The organism is Lyngbya aestuarii BL J (assembly GCF_000478195.2).
GTDB classification, from domain to species: domain Bacteria; phylum Cyanobacteriota; class Cyanobacteriia; order Cyanobacteriales; family Microcoleaceae; genus Capilliphycus; species Capilliphycus aestuarii.
The window spans coordinates 102587-123252 of the sequence record NZ_AUZM01000010.1 but is presented as its reverse complement, the minus strand read 5'-3'; the positions used below and the strand labels follow the sequence as shown (position 1 = coordinate 123252).

Annotated in this window: 16 protein-coding genes; 12 read left to right on the top strand and 4 right to left on the bottom strand. The window is 42.3% G+C overall.

Annotation, left to right across the window (positions count from 1 at the left end; all coding sequences use genetic code 11):
- The coding region (gene mutS / locus M595_RS06775; RefSeq protein WP_040483692.1) for a DNA mismatch repair protein MutS at nucleotides 1-2084 on the top strand (2084 nt) is incomplete at its 5' end.
- 32 nt (nucleotides 2085-2116) lie between these two features.
- Here the strand turns inward: mutS and M595_RS06770 are convergent.
- The gene (locus M595_RS06770; RefSeq protein WP_023065284.1) at nucleotides 2117-2401 is read right to left on the bottom strand and encodes a hypothetical protein; all 285 of its coding nucleotides are present in this window, start codon (nucleotides 2399-2401) and stop codon (nucleotides 2117-2119) included.
- A 165-nt stretch (nucleotides 2402-2566) separates the two neighbouring features.
- Here M595_RS06770 and M595_RS06765 point away from each other — a divergent pair, with 165 nt between their 5' ends.
- The 3 genes from M595_RS06765 (at nucleotide 2567) to M595_RS06755 (ending at nucleotide 5227) form a co-directional block, all read left to right on the top strand.
- Nucleotides 2567-3205, top strand: a complete 639-nt coding sequence (locus tag M595_RS06765) for a peroxiredoxin (RefSeq protein WP_023065352.1) — start codon at nucleotides 2567-2569, stop codon at nucleotides 3203-3205.
- A 160-nt stretch (nucleotides 3206-3365) separates the two neighbouring features.
- Complete coding sequence (locus tag M595_RS06760) at nucleotides 3366-4352, top strand: cysteine synthase A (RefSeq protein ID WP_023065298.1); 987 nt, start codon at nucleotides 3366-3368, stop codon at nucleotides 4350-4352.
- Nucleotides 4353-4624: 272 nt separating this feature from the next.
- Nucleotides 4625-5227 (top strand): fasciclin domain-containing protein, encoded by a 603-nt coding sequence (locus M595_RS06755; RefSeq protein WP_023065291.1) that lies wholly within the window; start codon nucleotides 4625-4627, stop codon nucleotides 5225-5227.
- A gap of 107 nt (nucleotides 5228-5334) precedes the next feature.
- Here M595_RS06755 and M595_RS06750 read toward each other — a convergent pair whose 3' ends face one another.
- On the bottom strand, nucleotides 5335-5718 hold the full coding sequence (locus tag M595_RS06750; RefSeq protein ID WP_009784246.1) for a PH domain-containing protein: 384 nt from the start codon (nucleotides 5716-5718) through the stop codon (nucleotides 5335-5337).
- A gap of 251 nt (nucleotides 5719-5969) precedes the next feature.
- Nucleotides 5970-6950, bottom strand: coding sequence for an aldo/keto reductase (locus tag M595_RS06745; protein ID WP_023065367.1), 981 nt, complete (start codon nucleotides 6948-6950; stop codon nucleotides 5970-5972).
- Between the two features lie 330 nt (nucleotides 6951-7280).
- Here M595_RS06745 and M595_RS06740 point away from each other — a divergent pair, with 330 nt between their 5' ends.
- Complete coding sequence (locus M595_RS06740) at nucleotides 7281-7730, top strand: tellurite resistance TerB family protein (RefSeq protein ID WP_023065311.1); 450 nt, start codon at nucleotides 7281-7283, stop codon at nucleotides 7728-7730.
- 76 nt (nucleotides 7731-7806) lie between these two features.
- Here M595_RS06740 and M595_RS06735 read toward each other — a convergent pair whose 3' ends face one another.
- Nucleotides 7807-8103, bottom strand: coding sequence for a hypothetical protein (locus M595_RS06735; RefSeq protein WP_023065362.1), 297 nt, complete (start codon nucleotides 8101-8103; stop codon nucleotides 7807-7809).
- Nucleotides 8104-8683: 580 nt separating this feature from the next.
- Between M595_RS06735 and M595_RS06730 the strand changes: the two genes are divergently transcribed.
- The 7 genes from M595_RS06730 to M595_RS30060 all read left to right on the top strand — a co-directional run bounded on the left by M595_RS06730 (nucleotide 8684) and on the right by M595_RS30060 (nucleotide 20204).
- Nucleotides 8684-9838, top strand: coding sequence for an iron-containing alcohol dehydrogenase family protein (locus M595_RS06730; protein WP_023065323.1), 1155 nt, complete (start codon nucleotides 8684-8686; stop codon nucleotides 9836-9838).
- A 134-nt stretch (nucleotides 9839-9972) separates the two neighbouring features.
- Nucleotides 9973-11178 (top strand): aspartate aminotransferase, encoded by a 1206-nt coding sequence (locus M595_RS06725; RefSeq protein WP_023065292.1) that lies wholly within the window; start codon nucleotides 9973-9975, stop codon nucleotides 11176-11178.
- A 241-nt stretch (nucleotides 11179-11419) separates the two neighbouring features.
- A complete protein-coding gene (locus M595_RS32670; RefSeq protein ID WP_071809885.1) occupies nucleotides 11420-11605 on the top strand; it encodes an aquaporin in 186 nt (61 codons plus the stop codon).
- A gap of 203 nt (nucleotides 11606-11808) precedes the next feature.
- Nucleotides 11809-12168 carry a phage holin family protein gene (locus tag M595_RS06715; RefSeq protein WP_040483689.1) on the top strand — a complete coding sequence of 120 codons (360 nt, stop codon included), beginning with the start codon at nucleotides 11809-11811 and terminating at the stop codon, nucleotides 12166-12168.
- Nucleotides 12169-12518: 350 nt separating this feature from the next.
- Nucleotides 12519-12914, top strand: a complete 396-nt coding sequence (locus M595_RS06710; RefSeq protein ID WP_023065314.1) for a hypothetical protein — start codon at nucleotides 12519-12521, stop codon at nucleotides 12912-12914.
- Between the two features lie 299 nt (nucleotides 12915-13213).
- On the top strand, nucleotides 13214-16582 hold the full coding sequence (locus M595_RS06705) for a DUF4912 domain-containing protein (RefSeq protein WP_052001709.1): 3369 nt from the start codon (nucleotides 13214-13216) through the stop codon (nucleotides 16580-16582).
- A complete protein-coding gene (locus M595_RS30060) occupies nucleotides 16554-20204 on the top strand; it encodes a DUF4912 domain-containing protein (protein ID WP_023065326.1) in 3651 nt (1216 codons plus the stop codon). Before M595_RS06705 ends, M595_RS30060 begins: the two co-directional genes overlap by 29 nt.
- Nucleotides 20205-20666: the final 462 nt, after the last annotated feature.

Below are 20666 nucleotides of genomic sequence, written 5' to 3'. Positions count from 1 at the left end.
GGTTACAACCGTCTGAAGTGTTGTTCCCAGTGAATGCACCCGATATTAGTAAAATGCTGAAACCGGGAGAAAATGATCAAGAACTTCCTGAGTGTTTACCTCGTTGTTTTTGCTATTCATTGCGATCGCAAAAGCCTTTTTCTTTGGGTGAAGCCAGACCTCGAATTTTACAACAATTTCAACTCAAATCTCTCGAAGGCATTGGTTGTGAACATCTTCCTCTGAGTGTGCGGGCAGCCGGGGGGTTATTAGAATATTTAGAAGATACTCAAAAAGATCATATTACCCCTCTCCAACGTCCTCGAACTTATACTCTCAGTGATTATTTAGTCGTCGATCATCAAAGTCGCCGCAACTTAGAAATTACCACAACCGTTCGAGATAATACGCTATATGGTTCTTTATTATGGGCGTTAGATAAAACAAATACCCCAATGGGAAGTCGGGCGTTACGGCGTTGGTTATTACAACCTTTACTCGATCTCAAAGGCATTCGCGCCCGCCATGATACCATTCAAGAGTTTGTCAATAACCACGAACTGCGACAAGATATTCAACAGATTCTCCGACAAATCTATGACCTTGAACGGTTGACCGGACGAGTGGGAAATAGTACCGCTAATGCCAAAGATTTAGTCTCTTTAGCTGATTCTTTAACCAAGTTACCGCAACTTGCAACTGTCGCCGAACAAGGAAAATCTCCTTATCTCAAAGCTTTACAAAATCTTCCTAAATCCTTAGAAAAAATTGCCGAAAAAATTATTAATTCTTTAGTCGAATCTCCGCCCATTGCCCTCAAAGAAGGGGGATTAATTCGTTCCGGTATTGATGCTAACCTCGATGAAATGCGAAGTCTGGCTGAGGACGATAATCAATGGGTGATTAATTTAGAAGTTAAAGAACGGGAACGCACCGGAATTCCCACTTTAAAGGTCGGATATAATAAAACCTTTGGATATTATATCAGTATTAGTCGAGGTAAAGCCGAACTTGCCCCCGATGATTATATCCGCAAACAAACCTTAACCAATGAAGAACGGTATATTACACCAGAATTAAAAGAACGAGAAGTTAGAATTTTAACCGCTAAAGAAGATTTAAACCAAACCGAATATGATCTCTTTGTCAAATTGCGATCGGAAGTTGGCGAATATATTGATACCATTCGCAATGTGTCCAAAGCGGTGGCGGCGATTGATGTATTGTGCGGGTTGGCAGAAGTGGCAATTCGTCAATCTTACTGCCGTCCAGAGATGGTAGAAGGGCGTGAATTAAAGATTGTTGAGGGGCGACATCCGGTAGTAGAAAAGTTGCTTCCTCCGGGCTTTTTTGTGCCGAATACCGCCCAGTTGGGAAGTCGAGAAGATCAAAGCGAAAATGATGAATTGACACCCTATTCTTATCCCGATTTAATTATTTTAACGGGTCCGAATGCCAGCGGAAAAAGCTGTTATTTACGACAAATTGGTTTAATTCAACTTCTGGCACAAACGGGAAGTTTTATTCCCGCAACTTCGGCACAATTGAGTCTTTGCGATCGCATTTTTACCCGAGTTGGGGCAGTCGATGACTTAGCCACAGGTCAATCAACCTTTATGGTCGAAATGAACGAAACCGCAAATATATTAAATCATGCGAGTAATAAATCTTTGGTTCTTCTCGATGAAATTGGCCGGGGAACGGCAACTTTTGACGGGCTTTCTATTGCGTGGTCAGTGGCGGAATATTTAGCAGCAGAAATACAAGCTAAGACGATTTTTGCCACCCATTATCACGAATTAAATGAATTAGCATCGATTCTAGAAAATGTAGCAAATTATCAAGTCACCGTCAAAGAGTTACCGGATAAAATTGTCTTTTTACATCAAGTACAGCCTGGAGGTGCAGATAAATCCTATGGGATAGAAGCCGGACGGCTAGCGGGTTTACCGGATGTTGTGATTCAACGAGCAAGACAAGTGATGCGTCAAATCGAACAACATAGTAAAATCGCGATTGGACTGAGAAAAGGCATCAAAAAACAAAACAGTAAAACCGCCTCTATCGAACAATTAGATATCTTTGAAACCGAAGAAGAATTTTAATTTAAAAAATCCTTCACGGTCTAAGTCAACTGTTAACTGTTTCTCCCTCCAACCGAACAAAAATCCGGACAATCAATCGCTTCTTCGGATAAAGCAATTGTCGGTCGCACAGGGCATTTAAGATGATAATCTTTAGTAAAGTATGCACAGTCAGCACAAGGAATCTGGTGCATTCGTTGGGCGCGGCGCAGAGTATCAAAGATCGCAGACCCCACACTCCAAACCAGCAGAATCATTAATCCCCATGCACAGACAAAACACAAGGGAACGAGAAAAGGCTGGATAGCTTGAATTAAAGTAATGAGTAATTTTAACACGATAGACTTCTCACCGATTGAGTATTAACAACGGGATACTTTATTTTAATCCTCCTCAGACCTTAAAATTATGTGAAGATTTAAAAACGTCAAAATTCCGGTCGGAAAACCGGGGTATTATGACATCATAGTTATATTTCTTACAAGAATCACAGGAAATCAGTTATGACACTGCGATTAGGAGATACAGTACCCAACTTTACACAAGCTTCCTCAGAAGGTGATATCAACTTTTATGAGTGGGCGGGTGATAGCTGGGTTGTTTTGTTTTCTCACCCGGCCGACTATACTCCCGTTTGTACGACTGAACTCGGTACTGTTGCTAAACTCAAGCCTGAATTTGACAAACGTAATGTTAAAGTGATCGCCCTGAGTGTCGATGATGTCGAATCTCACAAAGGCTGGATTGGTGATATTAACGAAACGCAAAGCACCAATATTAATTATCCGATTTTGGCGGATGCGGATCGCAAAGTGTCTGATATTTATGACATGATTCACCCCAACGCTAACGCCTCTGTTACAGTTCGTAGCGTTTTTATTGTCGATGCTAACAAAAAACTCCGTCTAACTCTCACCTATCCGCCCAGTACCGGACGCAACTTTGATGAAATTTTACGGGTGATTGATTCTTTACAATTAACCGATAACTATCAAGTCGCAACTCCCGCAGACTGGAAAGATGGAGAAGATTGCGTGATTGTTCCGTCTCTCAAAGATCCTGAAGAATTAAAACAGAAGTTTCCCAAAGGATATACTGAAGTTAAACCTTACTTGCGGATGACTCCTCAACCGGATAAGTAGTTAAATTCGAGTAAAATAGTTGTCATTGGTGATTGAGAAATCACAAGAAATGATCATTGGGGTGGGTCAAACCTGTTTGTGTTGTTGAACAGCAGAAAAAGGTGAAGATGTGATCCACCCAACCTCAGAACGTCAGACAACTTAAATTAAATTCAGGATGATGGATATTAAAAATGGTTTTGTCGGAACAGTTGGTAATACTCCCCTAATTCGACTCAATAGTTTTAGTGAAGAAACAGGTTGTGAAATTTTAGGAAAAGCAGAATTTTTAAATCCGGGTGGTTCGGTTAAAGATCGGGCTGCATTTTATATTATTAAAGATGCGGAAGAAAAGGGTTTACTCAAACCCGGAGGAACGGTTGTCGAAGGCACAGCCGGGAATACAGGTATTGGTTTAGCCCATATTTGTAATGCCAAAGGTTACAAATGTTTGATTATTATTCCTGAAACTCAATCTCAAGAAAAAATAGATTTATTAAGAACATTAGGGGCAGAAGTTCGGACTGTTCCGGCTGTTCCCTACCGTGATCCCAATAATTATGTTAAGCTTTCCGGTCGAACTGCATCGGAAATGGAAAACGCTATTTGGGCGAATCAATTTGATAATTTAGCCAATCGTATTGCCCATTATGAAACCACAGGCCCAGAAATTTGGGAACAAACAGAGGGTAAAGTTGATGCTTGGGTGGCGGCAACCGGAACCGGAGGAACATTTGCCGGAGTTTCTCTATATTTAAAAGAAAAGAATCCGAATCTAAAAGCAGTTCTCGCTGACCCGATGGGAAGTGGTCTTTATAGTTATGTGAAAACTGGAGAAATTAACACAGAAGGAAGTTCAATAACAGAAGGAATTGGTAATAGTCGCGTCACGGCTAATATGGAAGATGTGCCGATAGATGATGCCATTCAAGTTGATGATGTCGAAGCCGTGCGGGTCGTATATCAACTCTTAGAAAAAGATGGCTTATTTATGGGGGGTTCTGTCGGAATTAATGTTGGGGCAACTGTCGCTTTAGCGAAACAAATGGGGCCAGGTCATACGATTGTTACGGTGTTGTGTGATAGTGGAACTCGCTATCAGTCTAAATTATTTAATCGGGAATGGTTGCAGGAAAAAGGATTATTACCAACGAGTGAAGTGGGATAAATGACAGAATTTTGGTTAGAAGAAACCATTTTTTCTGCCAACTTATAGTCCCGATCAGATTTTTGATCAAGTTACTCTGTATTGAGAGATTTACTTAAAAAATTTCTCTGAACTTGCAATCACTCGTTTGGTAGAGATTTTACAGATCTGATCAACTCAGTCACCCAAAAATTGAGAACCGTTAAATTTTTAATCTCTCTCATCCGAAGGATAACGAACCAAGCCGTTAGGATCTAAATTAGAGAGGTAAAGAAATGTAACTCACACTAATTATGAAATCTTTAAATATCCAATTACCTAAAGTTTTGCTCGCAACTATCGTTAGCTTAGGCGGTTTAGTGACTGTCTCTGCTGTTGGTAATCTTAATAGAGCGGTTGCCCATCCACATACTGGCAGTAGCTCAATGAGCCAAGAAATGTCTTCTAAACAAAGCATTGTTGGCGAACTTTCGGAGAGTGAATCTTTTAATACCCTGGAAAAAGCCGTAGAAGCCGCAGGTTTAGCAGATACATTAAAAAATACAGGTGAATATACAGTATTTGCACCCACAGATGCAGCTTTTGCAGCTTTACCTCCAGAAACTTTAGAAGCACTACTAAAACCTGAAAACCAAGAAACATTGCGTCGAATTCTACTCTATCACGTTGTTTTAGGTGCAGCCGACTCTAGTGAAATTAGTTCTGGATTTTTTGAAACTGCTGAAGGCAGTGGAGTGAATATTGACGTTGCTAATGGTATGGTTATAGTTGAAGGTGCTGAAGTCATCCAGGCTGATATTCAAGCGAGTAACGGTGTCGTTCATGCCATTGATGCAGTGATTTTACCGCCTGATATCTCTGCGGCTCAGTTACAAGAGTTAACAGCAGCTCGATAGTATTTCCAAACCCAAACTTAACAATAAATTAATGGGTAGTTCTGAACAGCTACCCATTTTAATTCTATCTCCTTTTCAGCGAAAATAGCTGTTAATGGCTTAATCTTTTAATTTAAAACATACTTACTCAAAACAGCATAAACTTCGTTGATATTAACCGAACGATTAAACTCTTTAGCAATGGGAGTTGATTCACTTCCGACCCAAATTTTTAACTCAGCATCGAGATCAAAATGACCCGCACTTTCTTTAGAAAATTTAGTAATCTTTGAGTAGGGAATGGAGAGAAATTCAATCTTTTTCCCAGTTACACCTTGCTTATCGACGAGAATTAAACGTTTGCTAGTAAATACAAACAAATCACGAATCAGTTGATAGGCTTTTTCGATTGTTTCTCCCTCAACCAAGACTTCACTAAACAGTTTATCAAGTTTAGCGCCATCTGCTTTTAATTCGGAGGCATTGCCGAGAAGACCACCAATTAAACCCATTTTCTTATCCTCCTGCTGATCGAAAAATTATTGAGGTTTAGATTTCTAACAATATAATGTTAGTCAAATCTATATCTATCTTAGCAAATCCTTTTAAAAACGGGGTTAACAGAAGTTTTTAGACCCAAAAATTAATAATTATAATTTTTTTTCGGAATTTGCCGGATTAGCAGTGTAGAGAATTGAAGGAGGGAAATGTGTATCTTAAATCAAGTTTTTGCCCTCTCCTCAATCTTTGACTGGAATTAATATTACTTTGTTTGAAAAATATTTTGTACCATTTTTTTATCAACACAGGCTGCGGCTTTGTCGAGTTCTTCCACTTCACCAGAATCTAGCTTCCAACCCAAAGCCCCAATATTTTGTCTGGCTTGTTCCGGATTTTTAGCCCCAGGAATGGGAATGGTTCCTTTACAAATACACCAATTAATCGCAACTTGGGACAGGGTTTTATTTCGAGAATCTGAGATTTCTTTTAAACAAGATAAAAGCGGTTTCACACCCGGTAAAATTTGCCGAAAGACTAAACCTCGAATTCCTTTGGGGAAAGGGCCGTTTTCTGAATATTTTCCGGTTAAAATCCCCAAGGCGAGGGGACTATAAGCAATCAATGTAATTCCTAGTTCATCACAAACTTCTTTTAGACCTAATTCGGTGATAGGATAAGTAGAAAGGAGAGAATATTGCACTTGTAAAGTTGTAATTGGAACTCCGCGATCGCGAAATTTTTGATCAACTTTTTTCAGTCGTTTCGGCCCATAATTCGATAACCCAACCCCTTTAACTTCTCCTTGTTCATAAAGATCTCCTAAACCCTCTAATAACGGCCATTCTTGCCAAGGAAAATAGTTCGCTGTTGACCAGTGCATTTGTACTAAATCTACATTTCTTCCTAACCGTTTGGCTGAGGCTTCACAAGCAGAAATCATTGCATTTCGAGTGAATCTCCAGGGGTAAGCGGCGAGTTTAGTAGCAATACAAATTTGATCGGAATTTAAACCCGAATATTCTCTAGAAAATTGCCCTAAAAGACTCTCACTCCGTCCGTTTAATTTTCCAGTTCCGTAGGAGTCACCCGTGTCAAATAAAGTCACTCCATTACTAACACACAGGTTAAAAACCTCTTGAAGTTGCTGATCCATACTTTCATCATAACCCCAAAGTAGTCGGTTTCCCCATGCCCACGTTCCACAACCCATAGTCGGTAGAGAAAGTTTTTGATTCATTTGCATTGTGATTTACTATCGATGTCTTTATAAAAGTGTATGATCAATTGGTGAAGACGAATAGATGCGATCGCTTATAAATCCAAGAGTCTACTGTCTTTATTCTTAGTTTAACCTAGCCTCTGCATTGAAACTCGTTAAGAATACAGTCAAATTACAGTTGATCGCATTTCTCAGAATACTCTGCGTATTTTCACTGAGGCTGAACTCTATTTAAGCACTTCAAAAAATTATCAAATATCAGTAATTACACGCTGTTCAATCTGGGATTTTCAATTTAAGCTAAATGTAGAGATTTTAAAAATTTAACACCTTCTACATTTAGGAAAAAATCACATGGGTTTATTTGGTAAAGCAGGTTCATTAGGAAGTCTCAAAACTGACACGGTTATGAGTCCGGCTGAAGCTTTTGCAGGTATTTCATTAGCAGTTGTTGCAGCCGATGGTTATATTTCTAATTCTGAAGTGAGTGTATTAATTCCGTTACTGAACCGAATGCACCTTTTCCGTAGCTATCCGTCGGAAGTTATGATCCGAATGTTTGATAAACTTGCGGGAATGATGCGTCGTCAGGGGGCTGAAGCATTCCTTCATCAAGCAATCAAAACTCTTCCTTATGAGTTACACGGTACAATGTTTGCTGTTGCTACTGACTTAATTTTAGCAGATGGTGAAGTCACTGATGAAGAAGAATCTTTATTAACCGATTTGTACAATGCGCTTCAAATCTCCGAAGAAACTGCCCATGAAGTCATTCGGGTAATGTTACTTAAAAATAAAGGATAGAGTTGTCAAATCTTGTCAGATAAAATCCCCGGTTTCTCAAAGAAGCTGGGGATTTAAAAATATTCAACTTGATAAATTACCAGCCTCTTGCTCCTCTTTGCTGACAAATCACTGCCATAGATTCTTGAACTAAAGATGTAGCAGGTGCAGAAGAAACCTCTTGAACATATTTTTTGGATTGAACTCGACCTTCATCATTGAGTACAACATCCATCTCAAAAATTCTTCTTTCAGAACAACTCACTTGATACCATAAACTTGTAACACTACCCGAAGGACTTTCGACTAAAACTTTATAAAGTCCACTATTACCTTGAGGAGATTCTAAATTGATATAAACAGGATCGCCGTCTGATGTTTGTCCCAGTGACATAATGTTTTCTCGGGCTGATACTGTAGAATCAATTCCAAATAAATTGATCAACATTATTGAAGACAGGGCTAAACTCCATGTCAATAGCGGCTTTTATACCTTGGATATTTGTTGATTTTTATTCATGACTATTTATCCTGAATTGATGTGTTTTAAATCCGAAACTAAATCTATAATAAACTGGCGATTGGAGGAAATCAATTCGTATAAACACTGAAAATTAAGCCTATTTTTATAAAGATTTTGTGAAAAACTTGTGAATTTATAAGTAGATCTACGGAGAGTTTTTTTGTGAAGACAAGAATAACTTTACAGTGATGGGTCTGGGAAGAATTATAGCTAATAAAGAATGGGTTAAAATTGATTTTTTCATCCCAGAAACAACATTAATAAACCTGCCCCGTTCGTTTGGGTTAATTACAGAAGCGAATTGATATTGGTTATTAGTGAGAAACATCAATCTTTGCCGAACCTACCCCGACGAAAAAATTAATTTAATCTAAGATCGGGTTCTGGGATATTGAAGGGAACAGAAGAATGCGCTATTCTAGGAAACTTAGCATCTCATCGAGGAGTCCCTATGCGTCAATCATCCTCTCCTAGCACCGCTTGTGATACCCAAACCTCAAGTATTCTCTCTCTCAACATCGCACCAGCCCAAGTGTTGCGGGGAACTCACGCGATCCAACAAGCAGGAGAGGCGATCGCCAAATTGGGAAAACGTCCTCTACTGGTCGGGGGCGATCGCAGTCTCAGCCTTGCCCAAACGACCCTAGAACCCGTCTTAAAACAGCATCACCTTGAATTTGCCTCCGCCACGTATAGCCCCGACTGTAGCGAAGCCAGTTTAGCGAAATTGCGGGAAAAAGCAACCCATCATCAAGCCGACTGTATTATCGGAATTGGCGGCGGAAAGGCCCTCGATACTGCCAAACTTCTCGCCCATCAGTGTCAACTTCCGATCGCTACTATCCCGACATCTGGGGCAACTTGTGCAGCTTGGACAGCCCTTTCTAACGTCTACTCCGACGAAGGGGCATTTTTGTATGACGTACCCCTAGCCAAATGCCCCGATCTACTCATTCTCGACTACAGTTTAATTCAAACCGCCCCCCAACGTACCCTAGTCGCTGGAATTGGAGATGCTTTAGCCAAATGGTACGAAGCCTCGGTTAGTAGCGGACATTCCGAACAAACCCTATTAATCGCCGCAGTTCAACAGGCTAGAGTTCTGCGAGATATCTTACTACAAAAATCCGTCACCGCCCTCCAAGAACCCGGAGGGGAAACTTGGCGGGAAGTTGTAGACGCCACCGTATTACTCGCTGGAGTCATTGGCGGAATTGGGGGGGCGCAATGTCGAACCGTTGCTGCTCATGCCGTTCACAACGGGTTAACTCATGTAGCCGCCAGTCATGGTACACTGCACGGAGAGAAAGTCGCTCTTGGTATATTGGTACAACTTCGCCTGGAAGAAATGTTGCAAGGCAACCAACTCGCAGCAGCAGCCAGACAGCAATTGTTGAAATTCTACAGCGACATTGGTTTACCGCAAACTTTAAACCATTTGGGCTTAGAAAATATCACGTTAACTGAATTAAAACAGGCGGCTGAATTGGCTTGTCATCAAGGTTCTGATATTCATAGATTACCTTTTCATGTCGTTCCTGAACAGTTAATGGCGGCGATGGTTTCGACAACCGTTCCCATTGGGGAAGCCAAAATTAAAGCCTAAATCATAAAAATCAAGGGTTGGGAATGATTAGAAAACAGGCGACAATAAAAAATTAGAAGTTATTTTTTGACCAGTCTTCTTGCTAATACTAAAACCCAAAACCTCATTCACACCTAGTTACTAATTATTAACCGATGACTTTGGATTGGATCAACCCCGCAGATCGGGTTTTGCAACTACCGCCTTATGTGTTTGCGCGTTTGGATGAGTTGAAAGTTCGCGCTAGGGAACAAGGACTAGATTTAATTGATTTGGGGATGGGAAATCCGGGTGGCCCTGCCCCAGAACCTGTGATCGAAGCGGCTAAACACGCCCTACATATTGCTGATAATCACGGTTATCCACCTTTTGAGGGAACAGCGAATTTTCGTAAAGCAATTACGCAATGGTATTTGCGGCGTTATGATGTGAAACTCGATCCTAATAGTGAGGCTTTACCGTTATTGGGTTCTAAAGAAGGATTAACCCATTTAGCCCTCGCTTATGTGAATCCGGGTGATGTTGTATTAGCACCAAATCCGGCTTATCCAGCACATTTTAGAGGCCCGTTAATTGCGGGGGGAAAGATTCATAGTATACTCTTAAAACCGGAGAATGACTGGTTAATTGATTTAGGAACAATTCCTGATTCTGTTGCAGAACAAGCAAAAGTTCTCTTTTTTAATTATCCCAGTAATCCGACGGGAGCAACGGCACCGAGAGAATTTTTTGAAGAAATTGTTGCTTTTGCTCACAAATATCAGATTCTTTTAGTTCACGATTTATGTTATGCTGAACTCGCCTTTGATGGCTATCAACCGACCAGTTTGCTGGAAATTCCGGGCGGGAAAGAAATTGGCGTCGAGTTTCATACCCTGTCAAAAACTTATAATATGGCCGGATGGAGAGTTGGGTTTGTTGTTGGAAATTCAACAATTATTCAAGGGTTGAGAACGTTAAAAACAAACCTGGATTATGGGTTATTTGCGGCATTACAAACGGCGGCGGAAACCGCTTTAAATTTGCCAGATTCTTATATTACCGAAGTTCAAAACCGTTATCAAAAACGGCGAGACTTCCTGATTGATGGATTAGCCGAACTGGGTTGGACGGTTCCAAAACCTTTGGCTACAATGTATCTTTGGGTTGCTTGTCCGCCGGGAATGAGTTCGACGGATTTTGCCTTAACCGTTTTACAACAAACGGGGGTGGTATTAACACCTGGAAATGCTTTCGGAAGCGGTGGAGAGGGTTATGTAAGAGTCAGTTTGATAGCAGATTGCGATCGCTTAGGTGAAGCGTTGCGTCGGTTAAAAGAGGCAAATATTCGGTATCAACCCGATCTGCTTCCAACTGTCTGATTGAAGAAAGGTCACTGTAGAAACCGGATTGGGGATGAGAATATCTTTTCAAGATTGAGTCAAGAAAACATTAAATTTTACTAAAAAAAGGTTGAATACAGGAGTCAAAATTCTTTAGTAATCGTTTATAAAAGTTAACTTCTACCCGGTCTGAAAGTTACGATTTTTGTAGCTTCTACCAAAAACAGAAATGGTATGGTAGTCTCCTATCATACAATCTTTTATAAGGTGCGAAAAGAACGTGTCACTGACTAAACGATGTATAGCAGAGTTCATCGGAACATTCTGGCTCGTCTTTGGAGGATGTGGAAGTGCAATTTTACTGAAAAAACTGATAGATTCAGCCAGAGTTAAGAGGGAAAGTGTGGTTATCTGCTTTATCCCTCTTTTTGCAATTTTCAAAACTAATTCAAAAATTAAAAGATAAAAATTATTAAAATTTAGACAATTTCTATTTTTATAGTGTATTTTGTGTAGGTACACCGTTGTTAAAACCCAAGAGTTATTCTCAGGCTTTAATGCTAAAAAAATAGAGAATACACTCACCATTCAAGTTTAGTCATCGTCTGTAGAAGATGAAAATATTCATCACAATTTGAGATTGAATTTAAAAAATTAGGAGATAGATCAATGGTTGGTTTTTTGATTTCTGTGGTAGTTTTAGCGGTCAGCTTATTAATCATCTCTAAGCTCCCTTTGGGTGTTGAAGTTGATCATCCGACAATTGCTTTAATTGCCGGCGCAGTTATTGGTGCTTTCAATTCAATCTATAGTATTTTTCCAAATTGGTTTAGAACGTTTAATGCAATCGTCAGTATCGGTTTAATTCCTTTAATTGGCAGTATTATTGTTTTTGGTTTAGCGGCTTGGTTAATCGAAGGATTTAGACTGCGGTGGGGAATTGGTAGTGCTATTTTAGGTGCAATTGCTCTAAGTTTAGTCAACTCAATTTTATTTTATATTCTTCGTCAGATAGGAATTGTTGCTTAAGAAGATCTCGAAGATTATCTTCCCAAAAATTAGAGAGCAAATTTTAAGATCAAGTAATTAAAATAATTGCTTGGTCTAGATCATTTTAAAAATATTTATAGTCGTCAAGAGAGTCAGGAGCGGAACTTGGCTAATAACAAGCTGATCAACCCCAGAGATGGACAGGCCCTCGTCATAAAGATTTACACTTTGTTTATACCCTGTTCCACAGTCTCCAGGTTGCAGGTAAAATCTCAAGGTGAGTAGAACAACAAATTTTTGTATAGTAGATACGAGCCAGTTACAAAAGACTGACGATCTGAGGTATTCTCAAGAGTTTAGCAAAATTACCACACTGAGGAACAAACAATATGGAAGGTTGCACAGTTACAGACTTAAAGGTTGATAGCAAGCACAACTGTTTTGTCCTTGATGCAGCGACCATGCAACGCATCCAAGAAGAAACGGGTGTCTCTACCACACTCGAACCCGGAACCTACATCATTAGGATTCGTAACGGTTCATTTAATTATCGCTCAGACGTGGCTCATTCTGGCGAACCTCTGGTGATGCTGTGGATGTACGGTGGCCGATTTATTAATAAAAAAACCAACGTTGAAATAGAAGCAAGCTGGTCAACCTTGAATGGAGATGACGATACACTCACACTCGAAGTTCTACAAACCTGTAATCTTTGTGCTTTCTTTTTCGATACCTACCTCGAAGACAACAACGGAGAAGTAACCATTTCAGTCGTCAAAATTTAACCCTATTTAACCCCCAACTCACAGAGATGATAGCCTCGAAAACGATTACTCAATGTATTAACGAAATTACGCCCGAGTAGAGACTAGAAGCATCAAAAGATTGAGAATCTTGATCGAAATCCACAGTGATTAATATTTTGACGGCTCTAATCTTTAATTCCTTCTAGACTTGAAAATAACTCGTTGTAGTTCTTCCTCTGAAGCTAACTCAGCAGTCAAAGTTTTCGCTCAGAATCGGCTTAAGTCTCAAAGATTTTATTTTGCATTGACAGTTGTTAATCATATAACTCCAAAAAACAATGTCTCGCTCTCGAAAAGCATTACTTCAAATACCAGTGGTGCTACTCGCCTTAGCATCCACTCCTGGACTATTTACTGTTTCTCTGGCATCATTTCTCAATCAAGCCGCTTTTGCCCAATCGTCGGAGGCGGAACCCTCAGAATCAGAAACAGATCGAACCCTAACTCTACCGGAAACATTCGATAATGCCAACCCAACCTTTACCGTTCCAAAATCCTTAGCCGAGGATACCAACATCACGGTGAACGGTTCGAGTAGCATGAGCGAAATTAACAAAGCACTTCAGCAACGCTTTGAAGAAAAATTTCCCAACGCCGAAGTTGAACTCGCCGCCACCGGAACCAATGAAGCCATCGAAGCTTTACAAGCCGGAACACTAGATTTAGCCGCAGTTGGACGTCCGTTAACCGAGGAAGAAAAAGCGGCTGGGTTAGTTGCAGTTGCTGTTGGTCGGGAGAAACTCGCGATTATTGTTAGCCCGAATAATTCCTTTGAAGGCAATCTAACCTTTGAGCAATTTGCCGGAATATTTCGGGGTGAAATTACTAACTGGTTAGAGATTGGGGGTTCGGATGAAGAAATCCGCTTTATTGACCGACCCGATGATAGTGATACCCGCCGCGCACTGAGTACCTATGATGTCTTTGAAAGCGCTCCCTTTGAAAGTGGAGAAAATACAATTCAAGTCTCAGAAGACGGGACTGATACAGTAGTTGCAGAACTGGGTAATAATGGCATTGGTTATGCGATCGCTGATCAAGTATTAAACCGGGATGATCTCAAAATTATCTCGATGCACAACACGCTACCTGATGATCCGCGTTATCCCTATTCTCAGTATCGTAGCTACGTTTACAACGAAAATAACAAAACTCCCAAAGTTCTCGCCTTTCTAGCTTTTGCCACTTCTGAACCCGGTCAAGAAATTATTGATGAAACCGTTACAGAAGAACCCGTTGAGGCGACATTGGCGGCTGTAGTTCCCCTTCCTGTCGTTCCCGCAGAAATAGCCCAAGTTCCTCCAGCCGCAGAAGAAGTTGAAGAAGTTGAAGAAGAAACCGGAGCGTTTCCCTGGTGGATACTATTGCTCCTCGGAATTCCGCTTTTAGGGGGGTTAATTTGGTGGTTACTTCGGGGAGGTCAAGGAGAACCGATTAGCGATGCCGCAGTTCCTCCGACGGGAACGGGAACGGGAACGGGTACCCCAAGACCAACCACTCCCGCGACGGGAATAGGAACAGATACTACAACACCCATAACTCCGGCGACAGGAACAGCAACAGGAACAGGTATCCCAACACCCACAACTCCGGCGACAGGAATGGGAATAAGTACCCCAACACCCACAACTCCGGCGACAGGAATGGGAATAGATACCCCAACACCCACAACTCCGGCGACGGGAACCCCAGGAGGAACCCCAGTCACTCCCACAACTAATCTGACAACCGCTACACCCGTAACCCCTAGCGGCACTTCCGTCGCGGCTGGAAATGGAGGGGCAACACCTTCGGGTTTAGGACTGGGAATACTTGCAGGTGGACTGGGATTAGGGGCTGCATGGTGGGCAGGGCGACAGCCAAATAGTCGTATAACACTAGCCGCCCCCGGTAACGATCAAAATGCCTATGCCTATTGGGTTGTACCCGAGGGAGACCAGGATTTTGCCAAAGAAAATGGAGGACAACGCCTGCAACTGCGAGTGTATGATGTCACTGATATTGATGATCCTGATCAGCAAGCGCCTCATAAGGTTCAGATCTATGATTGTGACGAGTCTACTCAAGAACGATCTGTCCCCAACTTAGAAAGCAACCGGGACTACATCACAGAGATGGGTTATCTCACCAATGATGATCAATGGTTGAGATTGGCTCGTTCTAACCGAGTTCGTACACCCGGAGTTGAGACAACAACCGATACAGTCATACCAGAAGTTACACCAGAAGTTACACCCGATGCTGGGTTAGTCGGTGGAGTGTTGGGTGCAGGCGGTGCTGCGGCTCTGATTCCTTTTTTAACGTCTTTTGGGAGTCATATTACTCTCAAACCCAGAGACAATCACACCATAGATGCGGAATGGGAAGTTCCTGACACTGCTAAAGCTGCTGCAATTGAAAATGGGGGACGATATCCTCAACTGCGAATTTGTGATGTGACTGATATTGATGATCTTGATCGTCAACCACCTCACAGTATTCAGAAATATGATTGGGATGAATCAACTCAACAGCAACAATTTCCGAACTTAGAAAGCGAGCGCACCTATTTAGTCGAAATTGGTTATGCAACCAATGATGATCAATGGTTGAGGTTGGCTCGTTCTAACCGAGTTCGGACACCTGGGGTAGAAACAACACCCGATACAGTCACCCCGGAAGTTACACCCGATGTCGGGTTAGTGGGGGGAATGTTGGGTGCAGGCGGTGCTGCGGCTCTGATTCCTTTTTTAACGACGTTTGGAAGTCATATTACTCTCAAACTTAGAGACAATCACACCGCAGATGCGGAATTCGTTGTTCCTGACACGGCTAAAGCTGCTGCAATTGAAAATGGGGGACGATATCCTCAACTGCGAATTTGTGATGTGACTGATATTGATGATCTTGATCGTCAACCACCTCACAGTGTTCAAAAATATGATTGGGATGAATCAACTCAACAGCAACAATTCCCTAACTTAGAAAGCGATCGCATTTATTTAGTAGAAATTGGTTATGTCACCAGTGATGATCAATGGTTGAGGTTGGCTCGTTCTAACCGAGTTCGTACACCAGGAGTTGAGACGACAACAGATACAGTTACACCTAAAGTCACCCCGGAAGTTACACCCGATGTCGGGTTAGTCGGTGAAGTGTTGGGTGCAGGCGGTGCTGCGGCTCTGATTCCTTTTTTAACGACGTTTGGAAGTCATATAACGCTATGGCTGATTAACGATCACACCGCAGATTCTGAATGGGAAGTTCCCGACTCGGCTAAAGCTGCTGCAATTGAAAATGGGGGACGATATCCCCAACTGCGAATTTGTGATGTGACTGATATTGATGATCTCGATGCTCAACCGCCTCACAGTATTCAAAAATATGATTGGGATGAATCGAGTCAACAGCAACAATTCCCCAACTTAGAAAGCCATCGGATCTATTTAGTAGAAATTGGTTATGCAACCGAAGATGATCAATGGTTGAGATTGGCTCGTTCTAACCGAGTTTGCACACCAGGGGTAGAAACAACAACAGATACCGTCACACCGAAAGTCCAACCTGATGCGGCTATTGTCCCCGGATTAGCTGGTGTTGGAGGTCTAGCAGCCGCTCTAATTCCCTATTTAACGGCTTTTGGAAGTCATATTACACTCAAACATTAGAGACAATCACACCGCAGATGCTGAATGGGAAGTTCCCACAAACGCTAAAAGTGCTGCCATTGAACATGGGGGACAATATCCCCAACTGCGAATTTGTGATGTCACCGATATTGATAATCTTGATCGTCATCCCCCTCACAGTCTGCAAAAATACGATTGGGATGAATTCACTCAACACCAACAATTCCACAACCTAAAAAGTGATCACACCTATTTAGTTGAAATCGGTTATCTGACGGAGGAAAATCAATGGTTGAGGTTGGCTCGTTCTAACCGAGTTCGTATGCCAGGGGTTGAGACAACACCAGATGCAGTCACACCCGAGGCTGGAGTGGTTCTCGGATTGGGTGCAGGCGGTGCGACCCTAATTCCGGTGTTAACAGACTTGGGAAGTCAGATTACACTGACGCTCAGAGATAATCAAACCGCAGATGCTCGTTGGCACATTCCAGATGCTGCTCAAACTGCCGCGCGTGTACGGGGTGGACAGCAAATGCAACTGCGAATTTATGATGTCACTGATGTTGATAATCTCGAGACTCACAGCCCAAACCGTGTCCGCAGGTATGACTGTGAAGAATCAATACAAGAGCGACGAGTGCCGATTATAGACTCTAGCTGTGAGTATCTCGCAGAAATTGGTTACATTAGCGATGAAGGTCAATGGTTCATGCTGGCTCGTTCTAACCGAGTCCGAATCAATACCGGGGCGCAAGGCTTGCATCCTGCGACTGATACCGATACTCCATCCCCGATAGAAGAAGTCGCTACACTGCTGCCTTTATCCTCTTTTCCCAGTCACATGATTTTAATCCCGACGGGTGAGGGAACAGTTGATGTTCGTTGGGATATTTCCGATGAAGCTAAAGATGTCGCCAAACAACGGGGCGGACGACAATTGCAATTACGAGTTTATGATGTCACGAACATCAATGGGGATGAGCCAGGTACTACGATTGTTGAGCAATGTGACTTTGATGAATCTACGTTTGATTGCCAACTTGAACTCGCAGGGGAGCGCGACTATTTAACAGAAGTCGGTTATGTGACCGATGATAGTGAATGGTTAAGCTTGGGTCGTTCTAACTCGGTTCGAGTTCCTGCTGATTCGACTCGAGATGAAGATGCCACCCCGAGAAATTTAGGCTTAATGGGGGCGGGTCTGATGGGTGCTGGAGGGGTTGCCGGGAGCATTCCTCGTCGGGGTTCACAGACAACCAGTTCGGTGACTTTGATTCCCTGTGATAATGAAGCGGCTAATGTGTATTGGGAAGTTCCTGATGCGGCAGCCGAAGATGCTCAACAACGGGGCGGACGTCAGTTTCAACTATATATTTACGATGTGACTGATATTCCGGCTGACTCGGTCGCAACCAACAGCGTTCAACAATTTGATTTTAATGTTTCCCTTCCCCATCCTGAACTCCTACATTTGGAAGGTAATCATGACTATTTTGCTGAAATTGGCTATCTAACCGATGATGGAGAATGGTTAATGTTGGCTCGTTCTTATCAAGTTCGTATTCCCACGGCAACAACCATCACTCCTCTTGAATTCACCGGAAAGCCTAATCTTGACATCTCAATTCCTGATCCGGGAGTCGTTCCGACGCTGGATGTTAACCGTTGTCGAGTTGCACTGATTCCCTGTGATAATCAAGCGGCTAATGTGTATTGGGAAGTTCCTGATGCGGCAGCCGAAGATGCTCAACAACGGGGTGGACGTCAGTTTCAACTGCATTTGTACGATGTTACGGGTGTTCCGGCTGACTCGATGGCAACCAACAGCGTTCAACAATTTGATTTTAATGTTTCCCTTCCCCATCCTGAACTTCTACATTTAGAAGGTAATCATGACTATTTTGCTGAAATTGGCTACCTGACGGCGGAAGTCGAATGGCTCGTTTTGGCTCGTTCTTATCGAGTTCGTATCCCGGCGCTGACAACCCCAGATTTATCGGATGTAGAGTTAATGCCTGGGGTGATGGTTCTGCCGAGTTTGTCTTCTATTCCTTGTCGGATTGTTCTGACTCCGGGTGTTGAAGGAACCCTGGATGTGGAGTGGGAAGTCCCAGATGAGGCGAAAGAGGTAGCCAAACAACACGGCGCCGATCAGTTTCTACTCCGGGCTTATGATGTGACGAATACTTCTGTTGAGGTTCCGGCGAGCGCTTTGATCGAAGAATGTCCTATCGCTGAATCTATTTCGAGTTGGCAATTTGAATTTGAAAGCCAACGGGAATATTTGGTAGAAATTGGTTATCTGACGGAGGAGGGACTGTGGTTGTTGTTGGCTCGTTCTAATCGTCTGTATGTTCCGGTTGAGGAGACAACAGATGAGGAGGAAGTCGGGTCAACGGCTGTGGCTTTTACCGGAGTCGATGCAGCCGAACAACCGCTTTCGGCTTTGAGTTCTACCCTGAGTTATATTACGCTGAGTCTTGGTGAAAATGAATTGGTCGATGCCCGTTGGGAAGTGCCGGAGGGGGCGAAAGCCGAAGCAAAACAACAGGGCGGACAAAAGTTCCAACTGCACGTTTATGAGGTGACTGGGATTGACTTTGATACTCAGTCTGCTCACGGTGTTCAACGGTACAATTGCAATGAGTTGATCAAACAATGGCAAGTTCCAAATCTCAATATTAATTGTGAGTATATTATTGAGATTGGGTATGTGACGGATACGGATGACTGGTTGTTGTTGGCTCGTTCTAACCGGATACGAGTTCCGGCTACTTCGGGTATGATCAGCGATGTGACTGGGGTTTCTCCGCAGGTGGCGATAGCGGCTTGTATTACCTTAACGCTCAGTGATAGCCAGAGTATTGATGCTCATTGGGAGTTGCCCAGGGCGGCGCGTGTAGCGGCACAAGCCCAAGGTGGACAGAAGTTTCAATTGCGGATTTATGAGGTGACTGGGGTTGATTTGGAGACACCATTGCTTCAAAATCTACGACGATACAATTGTCATGAGTTGATTCAACAGTTGCAAATTCCTAATCTAGAGGCTGATTGTGATTATCTCGCCGAAATTGGTTATGTGACTGACGATGAGCAGTGGTTGATGTTGGCTCGTTCTAATTCGGTACGGATTTCGGGGTCGGCTTTGATTGATCAAACGACTCTCGGAACGACGGGAGCGACGATTAGCACGGTTTCGGAATCGGTGCGTCAGGGATCTATTCCGACGGTGATGACGACGCCGCAAGCGGTGAGGACGGGTAATTGTGCGATTCAACATCTGACGGTTCATAGTCGCCACAATTGTCACTTGCTTGATGATCAACGCATGAAACAGCTTCAAGATACGGCGGTTTCTCACCCGCTAGAACCGGGTATTTATGTTGTGCGAATTAAGAGCGGTGCGTTTGGTTATGGTTCTGAGCTTTTTCCGACGGGTGAACCGATGGTGGTTTTCTGGATTTATGGCGGAACAGTGATTAATAAGAAAACTCGGGTTCCTGTTGGTGCAACTTGGTCAACGTTGAATGGCTATCACGATTCGTTAACGTTGGAAGTTCGCGAAACGTCTACTTTATGTGCCTTTTTCTTTGATAGTTATCTGGAGGATAATCAAGGTGAAGTGACGATTTCTGTGGTTCGATTGTACGATGCTGACTAGATTTTAGTCGGAATGAATTGATGATTCTCCCGTTTGGATCGATTGGTCTAAACGGGAGATTATTTGTGAGGGGGAAGTCCAAAAAATTATAGCGGTTCGCGCTAGGGAACAGGGAACAGTGTGAAAGGGTTTTAGGATTTATAAATGTTCTAATGTATTCGCGTAGTGCTATAAAAGATTTTTGCAAGAGGATGTAATCGGATTATACATACTTAAAAGACTTTAAGTCATAGGATTAATTAATCAAAATTAATTAAAATACTAAAGCAAGGTATAAATTAATCAAGTCAAACAATCAATCAATCTAACTTGATATAAAAAATCACCTCAAAATAATTATAAGTCATAGAAAAACGTGATAGAATAATAAATTGAAACTATTTTGTGGAATCAGGCTATGATCACCAATGATGGATAAAAAAGCACTAAACCTCTATCATTTAGATCGATTATAGGATCAAG